The 740-nt window shown below is 42.4% G+C and carries 1 protein-coding gene and 1 pseudogene; both read left to right on the forward strand.

Annotated features, from left to right (window positions below; genetic code table 11):
- Positions 1–404 (forward strand): annotated as a pseudogene (locus A3729_RS04370) (arginyltransferase); the annotation flags it as partial.
- A gap of 209 nt (positions 405–613) precedes the next feature.
- A partial coding sequence (infA, locus tag A3729_RS04375) for a translation initiation factor IF-1 (protein ID WP_068633269.1) occupies positions 614–740 on the forward strand: 127 nt, incomplete at its 3' end.

Consider the following 740-nt stretch of genomic DNA (forward strand, 5'->3'; position numbering starts at 1 on the left):
GCCGTCACGCGGATGGAGATATGTACCCGCCGAGCCGCGACCAATATAGATCGTTCCTGGTAAATGGTCACAGCACAACACAGTTCATAGAATTCTCTGAAGGCGACCATTTACTTGGCATTGCCGTTTGCGACCAACTTAATGACGGCCTTTCGGCCATTTACACGTTCTTTGACCCTGAGCTTTCGGCTAAAAGCCTAGGAACCTACGCCATTCTCTGGCAAGTGGAGGAAGCCAAAAATCGAGAGCTAAGTTACCTGTATTTAGGCTATTTTATTAAGGAATGTAAGAAAATGGCGTACAAAACAAAGTTTTCACCTTTTGAGGCCAGAATTGGTGATCAGTGGTATACAGAAGAACAGCTGATAAACATCAGAGACCAGCTACTGAGTTCTAGCGAATAATCCTCCAGCAACTTCTTTTTAGCCCCTCAAACCCGCCATAAGTGCAATTATTTTACTGATCAATAAACAAACATTTTGCGTAATCCTTCGGATTCAGGCAGAATGTCGCACTTTTCTAATAACGAGCTTTGATTCGAGGTGATAATTAGCCTCTTAAAGTTCAGGCTTGTTGTAACTAAACGCTCAATTATTTATGAGGTTACGCTTTAATGGCGAAAGAAGATGTCATTGAAATGGAAGGGACGATTATAGACACCCTTCCAAACACCATGTTCCGTGTTGAACTAGAAAATGGCCATATTGTAACGGCTCATATTTCTGGCAAGATGCGTAAGA

The sequence above is a fragment of the Oleiphilus sp. HI0043 genome (genome assembly GCF_001634935.1).